General features: G+C 56.5%; 12 protein-coding genes. 7 read left to right on the top strand and 5 right to left on the bottom strand.

Translation table 11 applies throughout. The features are described 5' to 3' along the window. Positions 1 to 224: 224 nt before the first annotated feature. From JHD62_RS01090 to apaG, 4 genes are all read right to left on the bottom strand, one after another. Complete coding sequence (locus JHD62_RS01090) at positions 225 to 980, bottom strand: TenA family transcriptional regulator (protein ID WP_199101418.1); 756 nt, start codon at positions 978 to 980, stop codon at positions 225 to 227. Positions 981 to 1049: 69 nt separating this feature from the next. Then, a complete protein-coding gene (locus JHD62_RS01085; protein ID WP_199101417.1) occupies positions 1050 to 3485 on the bottom strand; it encodes an EAL domain-containing protein in 2436 nt (811 codons plus the stop codon). Between the two features lie 393 nt (positions 3486 to 3878). Then, the gene (locus tag JHD62_RS01080; RefSeq protein ID WP_199101416.1) at positions 3879 to 5675 is read right to left on the bottom strand and encodes an ABC transporter ATP-binding protein/permease; all 1797 of its coding nucleotides are present in this window, start codon (positions 5673 to 5675) and stop codon (positions 3879 to 3881) included. Between the two features lie 95 nt (positions 5676 to 5770). Further along, a complete protein-coding gene (apaG, locus tag JHD62_RS01075; RefSeq protein ID WP_178973956.1) occupies positions 5771 to 6151 on the bottom strand; it encodes a Co2+/Mg2+ efflux protein ApaG in 381 nt (126 codons plus the stop codon). Positions 6152 to 6256: 105 nt separating this feature from the next. Here apaG and rpe point away from each other — a divergent pair, with 105 nt between their 5' ends. The 4 genes from rpe to trpE all read left to right on the top strand — a co-directional run bounded on the left by rpe (position 6257) and on the right by trpE (position 9984). Continuing rightward, a complete protein-coding gene (gene rpe / locus JHD62_RS01070) occupies positions 6257 to 6937 on the top strand; it encodes a ribulose-phosphate 3-epimerase (RefSeq protein WP_199101415.1) in 681 nt (226 codons plus the stop codon). Beyond that, entirely contained in the window at positions 6937 to 7695 is a 759-nt protein-coding gene (locus JHD62_RS01065) for an SDR family NAD(P)-dependent oxidoreductase (RefSeq protein ID WP_233160492.1), read from the top strand. The genes rpe and JHD62_RS01065 overlap by 1 nt, the downstream gene beginning before the upstream one ends. Positions 7696 to 7716: 21 nt before the next feature. Continuing rightward, a complete protein-coding gene (locus JHD62_RS01060) occupies positions 7717 to 8382 on the top strand; it encodes a phosphoglycolate phosphatase (protein ID WP_199101414.1) in 666 nt (221 codons plus the stop codon). A gap of 138 nt (positions 8383 to 8520) precedes the next feature. After that, a complete protein-coding gene (gene trpE / locus JHD62_RS01055) occupies positions 8521 to 9984 on the top strand; it encodes an anthranilate synthase component I (protein ID WP_199101413.1) in 1464 nt (487 codons plus the stop codon). A 281-nt stretch (positions 9985 to 10265) separates the two neighbouring features. On the opposite strand, the gene JHD62_RS01050 is transcribed toward trpE, so the two are convergent. Then, a complete protein-coding gene (locus JHD62_RS01050; RefSeq protein ID WP_199101412.1) occupies positions 10266 to 10961 on the bottom strand; it encodes a hypothetical protein in 696 nt (231 codons plus the stop codon). Positions 10962 to 11320: 359 nt separating this feature from the next. On the opposite strand from JHD62_RS01050, the gene JHD62_RS01045 reads away from it, so the two are divergent. Genes JHD62_RS01045 through JHD62_RS01035 form a run of 3 tightly spaced genes read left to right on the top strand, consistent with a single transcriptional unit; the run spans position 11321 to position 15430 of the window. After that, positions 11321 to 13225, top strand: a complete 1905-nt coding sequence (locus JHD62_RS01045) for a lytic transglycosylase domain-containing protein (protein ID WP_199101411.1) — start codon at positions 11321 to 11323, stop codon at positions 13223 to 13225. A gap of 25 nt (positions 13226 to 13250) precedes the next feature. Further along, on the top strand, positions 13251 to 14198 hold the full coding sequence (locus JHD62_RS01040) for a complex I NDUFA9 subunit family protein (protein WP_199101410.1): 948 nt from the start codon (positions 13251 to 13253) through the stop codon (positions 14196 to 14198). Further along, positions 14198 to 15430 carry a multifunctional CCA addition/repair protein gene (locus JHD62_RS01035; protein ID WP_199101409.1) on the top strand — a complete coding sequence of 411 codons (1233 nt, stop codon included), beginning with the start codon at positions 14198 to 14200 and terminating at the stop codon, positions 15428 to 15430. Before JHD62_RS01040 ends, JHD62_RS01035 begins: the two co-directional genes overlap by 1 nt. Positions 15431 to 15638: the final 208 nt, after the last annotated feature.

Genomic DNA, 15638 nt, shown 5'->3' with positions numbered 1-15638 from the left:
TATGACTATGCGGGGTGATGGGCATATTTTCATGGCATCACCCATGGATCAGGGCATGGTCTGTCACGGGCAGACCACTTTTGTACACAATCGACTTTATCATGCACAAGCGTGCTGGTCATGTGGCAGTGCGCAAGAATCTGCAACAGGCAGCCCGTCGCTTAAAGCAATACAGCGCGACTTGCGATACCACTTGCAAGCCGCGCTGCGACAAAGAAAACCGGTCAGGCCAGGCAGATTGAGGGCATTGGCGTGGTCGCGTGATCCACCTTGGCATTGCGCATGTAGTGATCCAGTAGCAAGCGCATGAACTGGTGGCTCTTACAGATGGCATTTTGCAATGCGGTGACCGTGTGCTTGTCCGGATGCAGGCCAACCAGCGCCACGATGATCTCCAGCGCTTCCCATGGGTGGGCATCGTCATACTTGGCATGCAGCTTCAACCATTTCATGGCCTTGGCACGCACCGATTCATCAAACAGCTGGGCATAGCGGTCTTCGGAGCATACGCGGGCTGACCACTCGCCAGTGGCACCTTCAATGGCATAGTTGGTGGCTGCCATGGCAACCGCCAGCGATTCCCGGTCACACACCTGCCAGCACCACTGGCTCAGGCTCAAGGTTTCCAGTGCCTGATGACCGCTGAGCATGGCCGGAATATCCACGCCGGATGCGGTAGCCCAGTTATACCAGTGGTCTGCATGGTTCTGTTCCACACGGATATTACGGATCAGATAGCGCCGCGCCATATCCTGACCGGGATGCTGGCCGTAACGGATTTTCAGCAGGTTCATCGCCATGTACTGCGGAAACTGCTCGATCACCGGCCAGCCACCGGACAGGAATGCCTTGTGGGTGGCATGGTCCAGCCTGGCTTCTTTCATGCAGGTAAACAGTTCGTGGTCCACCACCAGGCTTTTGTAGCGGTCGCAGTGATAAACCATTTCCTGCGTCCACTCCGGATAACTGGTGACATCCATCAAGGGACCTGTCCGGACAAATTGATGCTGGTCTAGCATATTTTCACTCTTCCTCAAAATGTGCCTGCCTCACTCCTGCCCCGGCAAGCGATAAGCCGTCACTGCCGGCTTGCCAAAAGGCGGGGAGATGAAAGGCGCTGGCTCGCCAATGTAGTAGCCCTGGGCATAGTCCACGCCGATTTCTTGTAATGCCTGCATGATTTCGGGGGCGCTGACAAACTCTGCAATGGTTTTCTTGCCTGTCACATGCCCGATGCGATTGATCATTTCCACCATTGCACGGTCTACCGAGTCCTCCACCATGTCCTTGACAAAGCTGCCGTCAATTTTCAGGTAATCCACTTGCAGATGCTTAAGATAGGCAAACGACGACATGCCGGCACCAAAATCATCCAGCGAGAAATGACAGCCCATCTGGCGCAATTCGCTGATAAAGCGGGTAGCCTGCTGCAAATTGGAAATCGCACTGGTTTCGGTAACTTCAAAGCAGACCATTGCCGGTGGAATGGCATAGCTGATGAATTGGCGCCGGATGAAATCCAGGAAGTTGTCATCACACAAGGTGGCACCGGACAGATTGATGGCGCACACCGCAATGGAGTGATCGCCGTGGGCATGCATGTGCCACAGGGTCTCGAAGGTTTGGCGAACCACGATGCGGTCGATATCCGGCATCAAGCCAAAACGTTCGGCAGCAGGAATGAAAGCACCGGGCAGAATGATGGCGTTGGCCTCGTCCCGCAAACGTAGCAAGACCTCGATATGACGCCCGGTCTTTTTGCCATCCGGCCGCACCGGAACGATTTCCTGCAAGTAGAGACTGAACCGCTCTTCTTCCATCGCGGTACGCAAACGCTGCACCCAGGCCATTTCAACCGAGCGTACTGCCAGTTCGGTATCTTTCGAACTGTAAAGCTGAATCCGGTTACGGCCCTTTTCCTTGGCCATGTAACAGGCGATATCCGCTGCCTGCAGGCTTTCAGCCAGGGTGGCACCGGGCTCGCCCAGAAACACCATGCCGATACTGGCGCTGATGGAAAACGGGATACCCTCCCATTGGAACCCGGCCTGCTGTACTGCCCTGCGCAAGCGATCCGCCTTGTCCAGCGCCACGTCGATCCGGCAATCCTCCAGCAGTACACCAAACTCGTCACCACCAAGCCTTGCCAGCACATCCGACAGGCCCAGCTGCTCTTGCAGCACACGACATACCTGACGCAGCAACTCGTCACCCGCCGCATGTCCATTGGTATCGTTGACCAGCTTGAACTGGTCCAGATCCACAAACAGCAGGGCATGGGAAGTATCCGTCACCATCAGGCGGCTGAGGGCTCGTGTAACGCGTTGCTCGAACTCGCGCCGGTTATACAGTCCGGTCAGGGCATCATGTGCCGCCTGCCAGCTCAGATGATTGATGTACTGCTGCTCGATGGACTTGTCATGCAACACCAGCACCAGGCCATCTATCTCGCCGCGCGAATCATGAATCGGCGCAGCAACCAGGGAAATCATGTGGCTACTGCCATCCACCCCTTGCAGGCGCAGACTGGGATAGGTCTGCTTGTTGGCACACTGTGCGCGCAACTGGCTGCTGCCCAACTGATCCAGATTGCTGCCCGACAGGTCAATCATGGAAAACACATCTTCGAAATAGCGGCCCAGTACCTGCTCACCGCCACCGATCATGTGCAATGCCACCGCATTCAGGTAACGCAGCTTGCCGGACAGGTCAATGGTAATCACCGCATCGCCAATGGAATTAAGCGTGGTCTCTGCCCTTTCCTTCTCAGCATTCAGTTCGGCTTCAAAACGGGCGGACTGACGCAGCAAAACCTGCACTTGCCGCACAGTAAGCAGCAACAGTACCAGGCCGACCAGCACATTGACCCACCACAGCAGCGCCGTGGCAAAGCGTGAGCCTTCTCCCAGCACTTCCGAAAACGCGCGTGCCGGGGCCTTGAGCTCTTCGTTGATTTCAACAATGCGGCGGCTCAAGGCCATCAGCTCGTCGTCGCTGATATAACCATGGTTGAAACCGTCGTGCAGCCGCTCGGCAATACTGGAGATTTCGATGACATAGCTATCACCGATTTCCCAGTAATGAATGGCCTGGCTCAGATAACTGACATGGCGGAACCAGCGAAAAGCGGTAATGACATTATCAATGTCACCTGGATTATTGCCCCCTTGCAGCAAGCCAGCCCGTGCGGCGTCCAGATCCGGCACCGAGCGGTCCAGTGCCAGACGAGCCTGCCGATCACCCAGCTGGATGGAGATGGCACTTTTGTAGGCATTAAAGTCCTGCTCGGAACGGCTGCCCGCATAACGGCTGAGATAGTAAATGGCGTCTTTCTGGGCTTTGGACCACAAGCCCTCTCCACCCACATAGGCACGGATGGTGGACAGCACATTCAGGCTGATGATGCTTAGCAATAGCAATGCGCCAACAATCGCCACAAAAGGCGAGACCACCCGGATCAGGCTGCGGTTGCCGCTTGCTTTCATGGCTGACATTCCCTCTCGATGACTCTGGGCTGTTATTGCGTTGGCATGCGTCGGCCACCAGTTGCCCGCTGGAATAGCCAATGGAAAATGCTCCGGCAAGCGGCACCCAGCAAGGCTGGAGATACTAATCGCACAACAGGACCGATACTTGCACCACGACTGTGCAAGCAGGCAGCACTCTATTGAATGACAGTACGCATCTATTAGTGTTATTTAAATGTGTATCAAGCATTCTGTCAATGCTGCAGGCTTTGCTGATAGCATATTTTATCTAAGCCAAGCATGCACATGCGCAAAGACTGCTGACTATATGAGGGATGATGCGGACTGAAGGGATGAAAGAGCCCGGCAGACACAGGTCAACCGGGCAACCAAGAAACGGCAGGAAAGGTCTTATGTTGCGACCGCCGCTTCCTCGCCTTGTTCTTGCTGCAAGCGCCACATCTCGGCATAGCGTCCGTTCTGCTCCAGCAACTCGCGATGCGTGCCCCGCTCCAGCACCATGCCGTCATCCAGCACGATGATCTGATCGGCATCGACAATGGTGGAGAGCCGATGGGCAATGATCAGCGTGGTACGGTTGGCAGAAATGACGGCCAGTTCATGCTGGATGGCCTTTTCGGTACGCGAATCCAGCGCGCTGGTGGCTTCATCAAAAATGAGAATGGCCGGATTCTTCAGAATGGTACGCGCAATGGCCACCCGCTGCTTTTCACCACCGGACAGTTTCAGGCCGCGCTCCCCCACCTGGGTGTCATAGCCATCGGGCAAGCTCATCACAAAGTCGTGAATATGTGCAGAACGAGCCGCCTCGATGACTTCGTCCCGGCTGGCTCCCGGTCGCCCATAAGCGATGTTGTAATAAATGCTGTCATTGAACAGCACCGTGTCCTGCGGCACGATGCCGATATGTGCGCGCAGGCTATCCTGGGTAAAGCTGCGCAGATCCTGCCCATTGATGGTGATGCACCCCGCACTCACATCATAAAAACGGAACAGCAGCCGGGCCAGCGTGGACTTGCCCGCCCCGCTCGCCCCGACCACCGCCAGCGAACTGCCTGCCGGCATGGAAAAATCCAGCCCGTGCAATATGCTGCGCTTGGCATCGTAGCCAAAATCAACCTGTTCGAAGCGGATGCTGGCATCACGGCAGGCCAGCACCTTTGCGCCCGGTACATCATCCACCTCCTGATGAGTGGACAACAGGCCGAACATGCGCTCGATGTCAGCCAGCGAATGCTTGATTTCACGGTAGATGAAGCCGAGGAAGTTCAGCGGGGTGTACAACTGGGTGATAAAGGTAGCCACCAGCACCACATCGCCCACTGTCATCTGATGCTGCACCACGCTGCGCGCTGCCAACACCATGATCAGGGTGACGCCGCTGGCAATGATGATGCCCTGCCCTGCATTCAGCATGGACAGGGAAACCTGGTTCTTGATGGCAGAAGCTTCCCATGCAGCCAGGTTACGGTCGTAACGTTCGGCTTCATAAGCTTCGTTATTGAAATACTTTACCGTCTCGTAATTGATGAGGGCATCAATGGCCTTGGCATTGGCGCGCGAATCCAGGTCATTCATGCTGCGACGGAATACCGTGCGCCATTCGGTCACCACCAGAGTAAAGACGATATAAATGACGATGGTGCCCAGTGTCACTGCGGCAAATTCCCAGGCATAGCGATGGAACAGGATGAAAGACACCATGCCGATTTCCAGCAAAGTGGGCAGGATGTTGAACACCATGAAATTGAGCAGAAAGCCGATGCCCTTGGTGCCGCGTTCGATATCGCGACTCATGCCGCCAGTCTGACGTTCCAGATGAAAACGCAAGGACAGCCGTAACAGGTGCTGGAACACACCGCGTGCCACACTGCGCACCGCACCCTGGATTACACGTGCAAAGATGGCATCGCGCATTTCTCCCAGCACACTGGAAGTCAGCCGCGCCAGGCCATATCCCAGCAGCGCCATCACCGGCACTGCCAGCAGGCTTGCCGGGACAGATAACTGGTCGACAATGTCCTTCAGATAAAGCGGCACCGTCACTGCCGCCACCTTGGCCAGGATCATGCAAGCCAGCGCCAGCAATACCCTGCCCTTGAACGCCCATAAATAGGGCAGCAAGGTCTTCAGGGTTTGCAGGTCGTTACGATTCTCGGGCGCCGGGCCACTATGGGTAAAACGCATGAACACATCCTGTCAGGATGACTGGCGGACGCCAGTACAGTGAAAACCAATCTTCAAGACCCGCAGGTCAACAGCACACGCAGCAGTCCTGATATCTAGTGCAGCACGCGCGGTGCCACCAGCGTCATTTCCGGGATAGTGACATCAAAACGCGTACCGTCATCAGCCAGCATCTGGTAACTGCCACGCATGGCGCCATACGGTGTTTTCAGATGGGTGGCGCTACTGTATTCGAATGTCTGGCCAGGCTCCAGCCGTGGCTGCTCGCCTACCACCCCCATGCCGCGCACTTCCTGTTCCTGGTTATTGGCGTCGCTGATGATCCAGTGCCGACTGATCAGTTGCGCCGGCTCGGTTCCGGTATTGGTCAGGCGGATACGATAGGCAAAGACGTAAATGTCCGTGGCCATATTGGATTGCTCGGCGACATAGTGCGGCTCGGCCTCCACTTCAATCCGGTAGGTTTTGTCAGCCATCTTCATTTCCTTGTGGTGGGTACTGCATTTTATCGCGCCATGCTCCGGTGGCGCGGTAGAATATGCGCCTGTTTGATGAATCCATCCGTGATTGCAAGGTAGACCATGCGCGACTTCCGTATTGCCCCCAGCCTCCTTTCCGCCGACTTTGCCTGTCTTGGCCAGGAGGTACGCGACGTCATCGCCGCCGGAGCCGACATCATTCATTTTGATGTCATGGACAACCATTATGTCCCTAATCTGACAGTTGGCCCGCTGGTTTGTGAGGCCATCCGTCCGCACACCACCGCTCCGATCGACGTTCACCTGATGGTAAAGCCGGTGGATAGCCTGGTGCCGATGTTTGCCAAGGCGGGTGCGGACATCATCACCTTCCACCCGGAAGCCTCCGAGCATATCGACCGCACCCTGGGCCTGATCAAGGAATCCGGTTGCAAGGCAGGCCTGGTATTCAATCCGGGCACATCGCTGTCCTATCTGGACCACGTGATGGACAAGATCGACATGGTACTGATCATGTCGGTCAATCCGGGCTTTGGCGGCCAGTCCTTCATTCCGCATGCGCTGGAAAAAGTAGCTGCTGCGCGTCAGCGTATCGACGAGTATACCGCCAAGCACGGCGGTGAAATCTGGCTGGAAGTGGATGGCGGGGTGAAAGTGGACAATATTGCAGCCGTTGCCGCTGCTGGTGCCGACACCTTCGTGGCCGGTTCTGCCATCTACGGCCAACCGGACTACCAGGCCGTGATTGCCGCCATGCGTGCCGAACTGGCCAAGGTAGCCTGATGCAAGCCGCCATCATCAGCGGAGCCTCACGCGGCCTGGGCCTGGCCTTGACTGCCGACCTGCTGCAGCGCGGCTGCATGGTGGTGGGCCTCGCACGGGAACACAGCCCGGCACTGCAACAACTGGCCGTGCACCATCCGGAGCACCTGCATTTCCTGCGTGCCGACATGGCGGACAGCGACAGCCTGCACGGCATCATGGCCGAGGCCTTGCAATGCCTGCCGCTGGAGCAGATTACCCAATTGCTGCTGATCAACAATGCCGGCGTGGTCAGCCCCATTGCCAGTGCAGGCTTTTACCCCACGGCCGAAGTTTCGCGTGCGCTGGCCATCAACCTGACTGCACCCATCTTGCTGACCGATGCACTCTTGCGACTGACTGACACGCTGGAATGCGAACTGCGCATTGCCTGCATTTCCTCAGGCGCTGCCGTCAAGGCCTACCCGGGCTGGGGCATCTATGGCAGCAGCAAGGCCGGGCTCGATCACTTCTGCCGCCATGTGGCAAGCGAACAGCAAGCCGGTAACGTACGTATTGCCGCCATCTACCCTGGCGTGATTGACACCGACATGCAGGCCAGCATTCGCCAGAGCGACCCGCAGCAGTTCCGCGAACTGGGGCGCTTTACCGCGCTCAAGCGCGATGGCGGTCTGAGCACGCCACAACAGGCGGCCCGCAAGATTGCCGACCACCTGCTCAGCCCCGGTTTCGGCACCCAAACCGTGCTGGATATCCGCCAATTGCCCGACCCAACCTAATAAGCACTACCAATCCAAGTCATGAACCTGAAACACATCAAAGCCCTTGCCTTCGATCTGGATGGCACCCTGGTTGATTCCATTCCCGACCTGGCCGCTGCCGCCAATACCATGCGTGAGCATCTGGGCCTGCCCGCACTCACCGACCTGCGCATTCAGGAGCATGTCGGTGACGGTATTGCCAGCCTGGTCCACCGCGCCATTACCGACGAACGCCACGGCCAGGCCGATGCTGCCATCTGGGAACAAGGCTTCAACTTCTTCGTGCGTTACTATCACGCCCACCTGACTGACAACACCACGGTATATCCCGGCGTGCGTGATGGTCTGGGTTTGCTGCGCGCCTTGCAGCTGCCGGTGGTGGTGGTCACCAACAAGTCGGAATACCTGGCCGTCCCGCTACTCGAGCAGCTGGATCTGCGCGACGCATTCAGCCTGATCATTGGCGGCGACACCCTGGCCGAGAAAAAGCCTTCCGCCCTGCCCTTGCAGCACGTTTGCGATGTGCTGGGCATCCAGACCAGCGAACTGGCCATGGTTGGCGACTCCGAAAACGACATCCTGTCCGCCCGTGCTGCCGGTGCCACCGCCATTGCCGTGAATTACGGCTATGCCGATGCCAGCCAGTTGCAAGCCGACCTCGTCATCGGCAACCTTGCCGAACTATACGATTTGATGAAAAAATAAAGCTTCCACTTTTCATTCCACATGGATAAAGCCTGCATCATGACTTTCCTGCCCGCACCGGCCAGTTGGCGATGGCAACGCTAAGCCACATTCTGTCCATCCCTTTTGCTTTCAATCCGGTTTCAAGGTAGCGCACGCATGACGCATGAAGAATTCAATCAACTGGCCCAGGCCGGTTACAACCGCATTCCGGTCACACTGGAATTGTTCGCCGACCTGGACACCCCGCTGTCCGTATATCTGAAGCTGGCCAATCAGCCCTACTCCTATCTGCTGGAGTCAGTGGTTGGTGGCGAGCGCTTTGGACGCTACTCCTTCATCGGCCTGCCAGCCACCACCCGCCTGCGCGTCAATGAGTACAAGGTGCAAGTGGAATATGGCGACAAGGTGATCGAACAATATGAAGGCGACCCGCTGGCCTTCATCGAAAGCTTCCAGCAGCGCTTTACTGCCCCGCCAATTGAAGGTCTGCCGCGCTTTACCGGCGGCCTGGTTGGTTACTTCGGCTACGACACCATCCGCTACGTGGAAAAGCGCCTGGCCAACACACGCAAACCCGACCCTATCGGCACGCCGGATATTCTCCTGATGGTGTCCGAAGAAATCGCCGTGGTGGACAACCTGTCCGGCAAGCTCTACCTGATTGTCTATGCCGACCCGGCCGTGCCCAATGCACTGGCCAAGGCAGAAAGCCGCCTGGCGCAATTGCGCGCACGCTTGCGTGAGCCGCAGGACATCCCCTTGTCACTGCCCTCGCAAATCAGCAAGGCGGTTTCCGAATATGGCCAGGAAGAATTCAAGCAGGCAGTGGAAAAGTGCAAGCGCTACATTGTGGATGGCGACATCATGCAGGTGGTGCTGGCACAGCGCATGCAAATGCCTTATGCCGACTCACCACTGACCTTGTACCGGGCACTGCGCAGCCTGAACCCGTCGCCCTACATGTTCTTCTACCATTTTGACGACTTCCATGTTGTAGGCTCTTCGCCGGAAATCCTGGTCCGCCGAGAGCAGGAAACCGTCACCGTGCGCCCGATTGCCGGCACCCGCGTGCGTGGCAAGAACCGCGAAGAAGACGAAGCACTGGCTGAAGAACTGCTGGCCGACCCCAAGGAAATTGCCGAACACGTGATGCTGATGGACCTGGGCCGCAACGATGTGGGCCGTGTTGCCAATACCGGCTCGGTGAACATTACCGACAATATGGTGATTGAGCGCTACTCCCACGTGATGCACATTGTTTCCAGCGTGGAAGGCAGCGTCAAACCTGAAGTCTCCAATATCGACATCCTCAAGGCCACCTTCCCCGCTGGCACCTTGTCAGGTGCACCCAAGGTACGGGCAATGGAAATCATTGACGAATTCGAGCCTACCAAGCGCGGCGTCTATGGTGGTGCCGTCGGTTATCTGGGCTTTAACGGCGACATGGATCTGGCCATTGCCATTCGCACTGCCGTCGTCAAGAACAAGATGCTCTATGTTCAATCGGGTGCAGGCATCGTGGCTGACTCGGTGCCGGAATCCGAATGGCAGGAAACGCAAAACAAGGCCCGCGCGGTGATTCGCGCGGCCGAACTGGCCCAAGCTGGGCTGGATGCCTAGCAACATTATTCCAACAGACTCAGCAAACCCCGCTAACGCGGGGTTTATTATTTCCCCCAGCAGTTTTAAATAACTCGAGCTCACTTTTACATAGCACAAATACACACACTAACATTTTGGGCACAATCATCATTAACCAAACCATCGAGTGCAATAGCAAAACATGAAACGAGGTTGCATGATTAACAACACCCCATATCAGCAGTGCAATAGTTCAACAAACGCAAGACAAACCCCACTTGCCGCAAATTATCTATTACTCAATACAACCTATCCAATTATCACACTCTCATTCGCTGGCAATATTCTCGCCAATCCATTTTCATGCAATAAATAAAACCAATCAAAAGCGGCAGGGAGACGACAGGCCACCCAATCACCCTCAATACCAGGGCATCAAAATAAATGTTCCATATGTCCGATATGAAAAAGGCAAACACGGCAGCAGAACAAATACTGGCCAATAATTTATTTACAGCGATAAACCATAAATCACTCCATACCATGTTTTGCAAATCAACATTCAAAGATTTACGCACAAACATACCTACCAAACCATAAATCAACATATCCACTGAGCGCTGAAAAAATGGCATATCAAGTTGAAAATTACCCACCTTGATAACACTACACACCAACGCCAATATCAGAACAAATACTGCCCGCAGCGGCAACAGCAGTACACCCGCCAAAAAAATGAAATCATTCCTCATAAAAAGAATCCTGTCTCTATAAAATGAAGTGGAAATAAATAGACTCACCAGCATCATCAACACCAACATAGTAAAAATATACCCATAAAAATATTTGGCATTTACATTACGATAAAAACAAAAAAAATCATCCAAAAAAACATACCGACAAACAGTCCACAATACAAAAAATATCAGAAAGTGCATGTAAATGAATGGCATATTTGCAATCGTCAACTGCGCATAATGAAGCACAACGTCTCGCAAGTAATTATCACTAAACATACCCACCTCCTTGCATTATCACAGTAAAAATAGCCAAGAAAATGAAACGTAAATTTGGCAGAGAAAAAACATATCAGACTGCCCACTACTCACAAACAAAAAAAGCGCAAAATTTGAGAATAAAGTCAAATTTACAATCACTAATTTATCTCTCGGACATGCCACAATAAATCAGAAACTTCTTAGAATTGGTCATTTTCATGCAGCGCTGACCAGCAAGGCAGTAGCACATTCTGCATCGGAGGGTTGCCAGAAGCAGGTATAATCGGCCAGTCAAGCTCGTACGCCACCGCATGCCATTCCTTATCTGACACGGCGAGACTGAGGCTGACCGACCATCAAAGAGAAGATCCGTTTACATGACCCGCCCGTTCAGTACACTAAAAACCCTGACCCTGATCTGCACCCTGGCCACCTCTTTGCATGCCATGGCAAACAGTAATGATGAATTGATCGCCGCGCGCGACGCCTACCGCAGCAACAATCTGGGCAAGCTCACTGCCATTGCCGGCGAACTACCCGCCAGTTACATCCTGAAAGACTATCCGTCCTACTGGCTTACCCTGAAGGCACTGGACCGGGACAATGACAATCAGGTCATCGGCTTTCTGAACAGCGTGCGTGAAGGCTGGATGCCGGAGAAAATCCGCAATGAATGGCTGAAGAAACTGGGCAAGCGGGAGGACTGGGACGGCTTTGCCGCTGAATGGAAAAAGCTGCCTGCGGAAGGCCGGGATGAGGAGTCCACCTGCTATGGCCAGCTGCTGGACCTGCGCCAAGGCAGAAAGCCGGACGATCTGGACCGTTTTCTTGACATGCGCGCCGCACCGGATGGCTGCAATCAGCTGATTACCGCAGCCGCCGCCAAGGGCTGGCTGACACAGGACTGGCTGTGGCGGCGGGTGCGTCTGTTACTGGCCGGCAATTTTGTCTCGCAAGCCAGGCAACTGGCCGATGCCACCAATCTGCCGCTGAGCAATGCGACGCTGAGCAATGCGACGCTGAGCAATCCGGCCACGGCCAGTGCCGACACCCCTGGCGGACAGGAAGCGATGGTGTTTGGCATCGTCAGCAAGGCCCGCAGCGACCTGGGCGGTGCGGCCAGTCGCCTGGCTGCCGTGGAAGGTTCGCTCAGCAAGGACCGCAGCGCCTTTGCCTGGGGTCAGCTCGCGCTGTTGTCAGCACGCAAACAGGCCATGGGTCAGGCTTTGCAGTGGTATGCCATGGCCGACCCGCAGCAATTGACTGCCGATCAATGGGAATGGTGGGCACGTGCAGCCCTGCGCGGCGAGCAATGGGCCGTGCTGGAGCAGATTACCCGCAACATGCCAAGCAATGTAGCCAGCAAGCCGGCTTGGCAGTACTGGCGCGCCCGCAGCCTGAAACAACTGGGCCGTGGCAGCGAGGCTCCGGCTCTGTTTGCCAAAGCCAGCATCGGCCACCATTACTACGCCTTGCTGTCGCTGGAGGAGCTGGGCAATACCCTGTCCACCCCAGCCAGCAAGACTGTCCCCGGCAATGCCGATATTGCAGCCATGCGCGCCAACCCGGCCATTCAGCGTGCACTTGCCTTGCTGGACATCAGCAATAACGAAGGACGTGCCGAATTGCGCAGTGACGCGCAGCGTGAATGGCGCTGGGCCATGCGTGGTCGCAACGACATGGAACTGCTGGCTGCGGCAGAAATCGCCCGTCGCGAAGCGTTCTACGACATGGCCATCTACAGCGCCGAACGCACCAGGGAAGACCACGACTACTCGCTGCGCTATCTCACCCCTTATCGTGACATTACCCAGCGCTATGCACGCCAGCTGGACGTGGACGATGCCTGGGTTTACGGCCTGATCCGCCAGGAAAGCCGTTTCATTGTAGTGGCACGTTCCGGTGTGGGGGCCTCCGGCCTGATGCAGTTGATGCCAGCCACCGCCAAATGGGTAGCCAAGAAGATGGGCCTGGGCAACTTCTCGGTGAATGACATCGAAACCAATGTGCAGCTGGGCACCTGGTATTTGCGCTATGTGCGGGACAATCTGTCCGGCAATGAAGTCATGGCCACCGCTGCCTACAATGCCGGCCCGGCACGCGCCCGCGCCTGGCAGGACAGCCGCCCGCTGGATGGCACCATCTATGCAGAAACCATTCCATTCAGCGAAACACGCGACTATGTTCAAAAGGTGATGGCCAATGCAGCCTACTATGCCAGCACCTTCGGTCATGACAATATCTCGCTCAAAGCCCGCATGGGTACCATCCCGGCTCGTTAAACCAAAGCAGAAACAGGAGAAAACAATGCATGAGCAGCGCATTTGCCTGATTGGCGGCAGTGGTTTCATTGGCAGCTACATTGCCGAGCGACTGGCAGAACAAGAAGTGTCGCTCACCATTGCCACCCGCAATCGCGATCGTCACAAGTCCTCGCTGATTGTCTTGCCCAAGACAGAACTGGTATCCACCAATGTGCATCACCCGCTGGCCTTGCAGGAACTGCTTGCCGGCCACGATGCAGTGATCAGCATGGTCGGCATTCTGCATGGCTCGCGCAAACAGTTCGAAACCGCGCATGTGGACTTGCTGGACAAGATCATTGCTGCCTGCCGCAAGCAAGGCGTGCGGCGCATCATTCACATCAGCGCACTGGGTGCCGACCCGCATGGCCCCAGCGACTACCAGCAAACCAAGGGCATTGCCGAACAGCATTTGCGTGATAGCGGACTGGAGTGGACCATCCTGCGCCCATCGGTGGTATTTGGCCGTGGCGACAGCTTCCTTACCCTGTTTGCCGGCCTGCTGGACAAGCTCCCGCTGCTACCGCTGGCTGGTGCCGGCACCCGCTTTGCGCCGATCTGGGCGGATGACCTGGCGCGCGCAGTCGTCGCCTGCCTGCAGCATCCACACACCATAGGCCAAAGCCTGGATCTGACCGGCCCGGCCAGCTATACCCTGGCCGAACTGGTGGCTTATGTCGGTCGCCTGCGCGGCACGGTGCGTCCCGTCATCCCGCTGCCCGACACCCTTGCCATGCTGCAGGCCGGGCTGATGGAAATCCTGCCCGGCCCGACCCTGATGAGCCGTGATAATGTCCGCTCCCTGGGTGTCGACAATGTCAGCCCGCACCCCTTCCCCAGCGCAGTACTGGGCTTCAGCCCCACGCCGCTGGAAGTGGTGGCACCGAAATATCTTGGTCAGGACGAATTCAATCTCGTTTTGTCGGCGTATCGCCGGGAAGCCGCACGCTGATGCAGATTTACATGGTTGGCGGCGCGGTGCGCGACCGCTTGCTGGGACTGCCGGTAAAAGACCGTGACTGGGTGGTGGTGGGTGCCAGCGTGGAAGCCATGCTGAAACAAGGCTACAAACCGGTGGGCAAGGATTTCCCTGTCTTCCTGCATCCGCGCAGTCACGAAGAATACGCACTGGCCCGCACCGAGCGCAAAACCGGCAAGGGCTATCACGGCTTTGCCTTTCATGCCGATGAAAGCGTGACGCTGGAACAGGACCTGGCGCGGCGCGACCTCACCATCAATGCCATTGCCGAAGACGAGCAGGGTCGGCTGATTGACCCGTATCACGGCCAGCAGGACCTTAAGGCCGGCCTGTTGCGTCATGTCAGCCCGGCCTTTGCCGAAGACCCGGTGCGTATTTTGCGCCTGGCCCGCTTTGCCGCCCGCTTCGGCTTTGCCGTGGCCGATGAAACCCTGCTGCTGATGCGCAATATGGTGGCAGCCGGTGAGGTCGATGCGCTGGTAGCCGAACGGGTGTGGCAGGAAATGGCCAAGGCACTGATGGAAGACAAGCCATCGCGCTTTTTTCTGGTGTTGCGCGAGTGCGGTGCCCTGCAACGCATCCTGCCGGAAATCGATGCTTTGTTCGGCGTGCCGCAGCGGGCAGACTACCATCCGGAAATCGACACCGGCGACCATGTCATGCGTGTCATCGACATGGCAGCCAGCATGCAGCAGCCACTGGCGGTACGGTTTGCCGCCCTGACCCACGACCTGGGCAAGGCTCTGACACCGGCCGATGTGCTGCCGCGCCATATCGGCCATGAACAGCGTGGTGAAAAACCCTTGCTGGCATTGTGCGAACGGCTGCGCGTGCCAGCGGAATGCCGTGACTTGGCGCGCATCACCGTGCTCAATCACACCAAGATTCACTGCACCGCTGAAATGAAACCCGCCACCATCTTGCGGCTGTTCAAGGACTGCGACGCGCTACGCCGACCGGAACGTTTCCGCCAGATGCTGTGTGCCGTACTGGCCGATGCCCGTGGGCGACTGCATTTTGAGCACTGCGCTTATCCGCAGGTAGAGTGGATGGAGCATTTGCTGCAAGCCGCACTGGAAGTGGACGCCGGAACCATTGCCCGCAGTTGTGACGACCCGCGCCAGATACCGGCCATGGTGGAAAAGGCGCGTATTGCCGCCATCACCCGAGCCCGCCAGGACTTGCCAGCAGCGACAGCCGGATGATGCCGACGTGCTAAACTGTGCATCTTCCCAGCTCAGGAGAACTCATATGAAATCCTTGCTCAGCCTGATTCTGCTGGCATTGAGCGCCAGTACACTGGCCAACTCTGCCTGTGACAAACCCAAAAACGACTTTGACGGCCTGTATTGCCTGAACAAGGTGTACAGCCAGGCAGACAAGGACCTGAACGAAAGTTATGGAGAACTGGCC

The organism is Aquitalea sp. ASV11, from assembly GCF_016429185.1.
Lineage (GTDB): Bacteria > Pseudomonadota > Gammaproteobacteria > Burkholderiales > Chromobacteriaceae > Aquitalea > Aquitalea pelogenes.
The sequence above is the reverse complement of the archived record's forward strand: the minus strand, read 5'-3'. Positions and strand labels throughout refer to the sequence as shown.